Source organism: Pedobacter sp. UBA5917, from assembly GCF_002432345.1.
Lineage (GTDB): Bacteria > Bacteroidota > Bacteroidia > Sphingobacteriales > Sphingobacteriaceae > Pedobacter.
This window is the reverse complement of the sequence record NZ_DJDT01000331.1, coordinates 1-4,865: the sequence shown is the minus strand read 5'-3', so window position 1 is coordinate 4,865 and position 4,865 is coordinate 1. Positions and strand designations below refer to the sequence as shown.

At 36.4% G+C, this 4,865-nt stretch carries 7 protein-coding genes; 4 read left to right on the top strand and 3 right to left on the bottom strand.

Annotation, left to right across the window (positions count from 1 at the left end; genetic code table 11):
* The 4 genes from B2V92_RS23005 to B2V92_RS22990 form a co-directional block, all read left to right on the top strand.
* The coding region (locus B2V92_RS23005; protein ID WP_293312520.1) for a hypothetical protein at positions 1 to 383 on the top strand (383 nt) is incomplete at its 5' end.
* Between the two features lie 191 nt (positions 384 to 574).
* Positions 575 to 1,375 (top strand): hypothetical protein, encoded by an 801-nt coding sequence (locus tag B2V92_RS23000; RefSeq protein ID WP_293312518.1) that lies wholly within the window; start codon positions 575 to 577, stop codon positions 1,373 to 1,375.
* 82 nt (positions 1,376 to 1,457) lie between these two features.
* Complete coding sequence (locus tag B2V92_RS22995; RefSeq protein ID WP_293312516.1) at positions 1,458 to 1,925, top strand: SLATT domain-containing protein; 468 nt, start codon at positions 1,458 to 1,460, stop codon at positions 1,923 to 1,925.
* A 354-nt stretch (positions 1,926 to 2,279) separates the two neighbouring features.
* On the top strand, positions 2,280 to 2,837 hold the full coding sequence (locus tag B2V92_RS22990) for a hypothetical protein (protein ID WP_293312514.1): 558 nt from the start codon (positions 2,280 to 2,282) through the stop codon (positions 2,835 to 2,837).
* A gap of 3 nt (positions 2,838 to 2,840) precedes the next feature.
* Here the strand turns inward: B2V92_RS22990 and B2V92_RS22985 are convergent, their stop codons facing one another.
* The 3 genes from B2V92_RS22985 to B2V92_RS22975 all read right to left on the bottom strand — a co-directional run bounded on the left by B2V92_RS22985 (position 2,841) and on the right by B2V92_RS22975 (position 4,534).
* Positions 2,841 to 3,401, bottom strand: coding sequence for a hypothetical protein (locus B2V92_RS22985; RefSeq protein ID WP_293312512.1), 561 nt, complete (start codon positions 3,399 to 3,401; stop codon positions 2,841 to 2,843).
* Positions 3,402 to 3,499: 98 nt separating this feature from the next.
* Complete coding sequence (locus B2V92_RS22980; protein WP_293312510.1) at positions 3,500 to 3,676, bottom strand: hypothetical protein; 177 nt, start codon at positions 3,674 to 3,676, stop codon at positions 3,500 to 3,502.
* Positions 3,677 to 4,153: 477 nt separating this feature from the next.
* Entirely contained in the window at positions 4,154 to 4,534 is a 381-nt protein-coding gene (locus B2V92_RS22975; RefSeq protein ID WP_293312508.1) for a helix-turn-helix domain-containing protein, read from the bottom strand.
* Between the last annotated feature and the right edge of the window lie 331 nt (positions 4,535 to 4,865).

Genomic DNA, 4,865 nt, shown 5'->3' with positions numbered 1-4,865 from the left:
ATCCTATGCCGGATAGCAGGGTGCAGAGGAGTTTTCGCGTAATTTCTACCGCAACCACTCATCATTCCACCTACTTCGTCATTGCGCGGCACAGCCTGTCCCGATTTTTTTTCGGGAAAGCAATCTTACTACTATGGGTTATCCACAATCTGTATCGCACCTGCTCTGTTATTGCCTTTCCTCAATTCTGTCATCCTGAGTGCAACGAAGGATCTCTGCGTGCATTGCACCGCAATCGTTTAAGCACCGACATTCACATTTCAAATGCAATATACCGGCCTGCTGCTCGGGCTTGCCTCGGCTCTGCGCCGCCGAAGGGCGCTTACTTTTGGCTTGATCCAAAAGTAACAAAAGATCAAGGCTTGGATCTTTTCTTGAACTAAGCTATCGAAATTCTTATTGCGGCAATATGGAGGCCCCGATGAAAAATCGGGACTGTATATTGCCTTGGGCTGTGGTTTAATTTGGGATTGTGCAAGAATTTCAATGCTTATTTCTGCGAAAATATCCTATGCCGGATAGCAGGGTGCATATAGCATGATGCATACGGCACGGCGGCGATAGCATGGCGCGTATGAGTTTTGGCGATAAGACCCTAGTTGTCATCCTGAGGGTAACGAAGGATCTTATATTTTCCGCATTAACTCCTAAATCTTGTTACCCGCATCATTTCATTATCTACCACCACTTCGTCATTGCGAGGCTGGGGTTGCGCGAGCCGAAGCAATCTTTTAGAAAGGCTAAAATGACGGTTCGTAATTCTATGCGTGCAGGTGCTAGTTTGATGCGTGCAGGTGTTAGTTTGATACGTGCAGGTGCTAGTTCTATGCGTGCGGATGTTAGTTTGATGCGTGCGGATATTAGTTTGATGCGTGCGGACATTAGTTTGATGCGTGCGGACATTAGTTTGATGCGTGCAGTTGCTAGTTTGATGCGTGCAGGTGTTAGTTTAATGCGTGCATGTGCTAGTTTGATGCGTGCGGGTGTTAGTTTGATGCGTGCATGTGATAGTTTGATGCGTGCGGATGGTAGTTTGATGCGTGCAGTAGGCAGTTTGATACTTGCAGTAGGCGGTTTGATACTTGCAGTAGATAGTTTGAAACTTGCAGTAGGTAGTTTGAAACTTGCAGTAGATAGTTTGAAACTTGCAGTAGGTAGTTTTAAACTTTCCGTTAACAACATTATCCTGTCAGCTCGTAGGTTTATCAGATCAGGCGATAGTTATAAACTTTCCGTCGGTAGTTTTAAACTTGCAGTTGATAACATTATACTTTCCGATGGCAGATCTATAGTTGCAGTTCGCAGCTTTATTGGAGAGGTAGGTTACTTTATAAGTGCAGTTGCTAGTTTAAAGCCTTATATTTTTGGTAATTAATTACTTATACTTAAATGGCTGGCGAGTTTGGGCTGTATTAAAATTATTTTCACTATTTTTAAACTAGTTAATGCTCAAACAGATGAAATACTCAAACATCAATGACCCATTTTACCAGCAAATTCAAAACGAAATAAACAGGGTAGAAGGTAAAGCGAATACTTATATTGGCTTTTTTTATTTTATCCGTATTACACAAATCCTGCTTGCGGGCTTAATTACCGTTATTTCGGGTTTAAAGAAACCGCTATATTTTGGTGAAGACACCATTCTTATCCTGGGGGCCATACTTACGGCAATTACTTCAATTGATACGCTGTTCCAGGTAGATACCAAGAAAAATACCTATAAATTGCTTTTGTTCGATTTCAGGTCAATCCGTGCAGAATTTGTTAGTGAGTATCTTCAGAATAATGGTGTTGTAAGTAATGAGTTTAAGGCTGGCCTTTTTAAAAAATACGAAAGGGCCAATGCCTATGCACGCGATTTGATTATAAGCGATAAGAAACCAGATCCTGCTGGCGGTAAAGAGCCAAGCCCGGCATCTTAAATAATATAAAATCTTTTGGTTAAAGCATTTAAAAGATATTCGAACTAATATTTTTGGTGCAATATGGTTAACCGTAAAATTTACTTCCCGTAGCCAGCTATCTTGGCAGCATGAAAAGATTTTATTATATCCTGTTTTTAAGTGTAGTTGCACTAGCCTGTAGTAAACAAAACGAAGTAGGCACAGATATTGAAACCGATATGCCATGTGGTAAATATAAATCGGGGCAACAATTATACAAAGGCTCTAAGGGTGGTTGCTATTATTATAATAGTAAAGATAAGGAGTATGTGGAGAGGGATGCGTGTAAGTGTTAATGGTCTTCTTCATTGCAGGATTTTAGTATATTAGAATATGGATGAGGAAAACAAAACAAAACACTATGGTAATTTAGAGGATATGTTTAAGGCTTCTCAGTTTTTGCCAAAGTTTTCTAAGTTGCATAATAAGATGAAAGATGCATTCAATGGCTTGATTGAAATAACTAAATCCTTTGAACGTCAGGAAACTGAATATAAAATTTTAATCAAAACTTGTTTGATAGACTTGTTTGGACTAATTGAAGCTGATATTTTCTATTACAATACTATAGATAACCATCCACCCCAAGATGAAAAAATTGATTTTATTGAGAAGATGAAATTAACTTTTGATCAAATAGCAACCACGTTTGGTAAAGAAAAAATTGTAAACGAATATTTCAGAACCCAAATGCAGCTAGTAAGAAAATTGAGAAAGAAACGTAACAATCAAGTACACCCTAAGGAAGTTGAACACCTTTACAATCCAACTAAGAGAGATTTGAATGATATTATTTTCTGCTTTAAAAAATATGATCAGCTTATTAATGGCATTATGAACAATTTCTTTTTCAGTACCAACATACCATCAAGCTTTTTTTTAAATCGCTAGTTATTACGTGGAATAATCTCTCTTTTCTACATAATCCACAATATCATTGGTATCACTCATTAAGCCTTGAAGGGTATTGCAGTTTTGGCATTTGTATAGATATACATTATGTTCATCATTAAAACCATCTGGAATCATTGGTGTATTCTCACAAGTTGTATCATTCGGGCAGAGGGGCGCAACGTTCTTTGCTTCGTACCGCTTCAAAAGTTCGTTGTATTTCCATTCCCATTTCCAAATGGTATGTTCAAATTTATCAGCAGTGTAGCTAAGCCTTGTTAAATCAGTTGCAGTTAAATACCTATTATTTGTTCTATCTAATGATCTTCTATTCTTTAATTCTAAAAGGTAACGCCAAGTAAGTGGTATCACCACTAGAGCAATTAGTACAATGTAAACAGGGATTTGAAAGGTAAGTAAAACGCTAATGTACTTTAATCCTATTATGATGGTTGAAAGTATGGGCAGCTTAAATATAACTTCTGTTATAAAAAGAAGAATCAAGCCACCAATTACAGACCAAGATATGTTCTTAATCCATTCGTGGTTGAAGAACTTTTTCATTGTTTCCATGAACGTTATAATAAAATGTGAAATAATACCATTGTCTGACGTAGGGGACTATTATTATATCCACCTGAACCAGCAGATGATTCGTAAATCTATTTAAATTTGGTAATCTTTTCAATCTTACCATTAGTATTAAATTCTTGTACTTCCGCTAGTGGATTATGCATCATGTAAATACAAATTGCAGAAATGATTGCCACCATGATAACTACATGTTTCCAAGAATTAAGTCTTGATACTGCTTGAATTATTGCTTTGATTTCTAACATAACATTGTCTTATAACCTAAATATTATGTAATGCTTTATAAATACATTACTTCGATCACTAAATTTCCTTTTTCATACTACAAATTTACCTAAAATAAAGAAGGTTATTTTATGGGCGTTTTTAAGTGTAATCCTTTTCCATTTGATTTAAACAAAGATAAGTATAATAAAAGATCAATTATGAAGGAGGTAGTTTTAGGGCATGAAATGTTTACATACTAGGAACTTTTTACCGCTAATTATTAGATTGTCTATAGATCAATAATCTCAATATCTAAAATAGAAAATGATAGCATGGCAAGTCAAAGTAGGTATTAAAACAAGTAGTATATCAAAGGGTTGTACATAGTGCACGGTACAGGTTCAGTCTCATGTTAATTAATATACTATTGCTATTTAGTTTTTACTTAAGAATTTTGTCAAAAATTAAAAAGCCCAATCATTTCTGATCGGGCTTTTAATTTTTATAGCTGTTTCCTATTTATTCTTCAATATCTCCACTTTCTCCCGCTCACTAGCTAATAACCTTTCGTAAAGCTCAATTATTTTTTCTAGTGGATTTATTGTACATAAATAGTTGTTATTGTTTGAGCTACTGTCGGTAAATGTATTTCCAATAATATTAAATACTGTCTCCTCGCTAAAATTTTTAATCGCCTCGGCTGTTACACCCAAAACCTTAGCTACTTTTTCTAAAGTGCTATCCTCAATTTCTTCGCTCTGCTCTAATTTGCTAATGGCCTGCTGGCTAATGCCGAGTTCGGTAGCAAGAGCTTCTTGTTTCATACCGCGTAATTCGCGGATGCGGCTAATTTTACGGCCAAGGTGCATGTTTTTCGGTTTTGATGAGGTTTCCATAACCAAATATATCTATTTTTTTGTGTGGTAAGAAACAACGGGCTTATTGTTTTATACAATTACGGGGGTGGCAAATTGTTTTATAGGCCTTTGTATATTTACATACCTCTTTTTAAGAAAGGTTTGTCATCCTGAGAGCAACGAAGGATCTCTGCGTTTAGCGCACTAACATCGTTTAAGTACAGCTATTTGTGTTTTAAAATGCAATGTGCTGTCCAGCAGCTCAGTCTTGCCTCGGTTAGCCACCGAACTGGCTCTTACCTTTTTCTTGATAAAAAGGTAACCAAAAATCAAGGCTTGGATTTGATGTCGGATAAATTCGTCAAAGCTT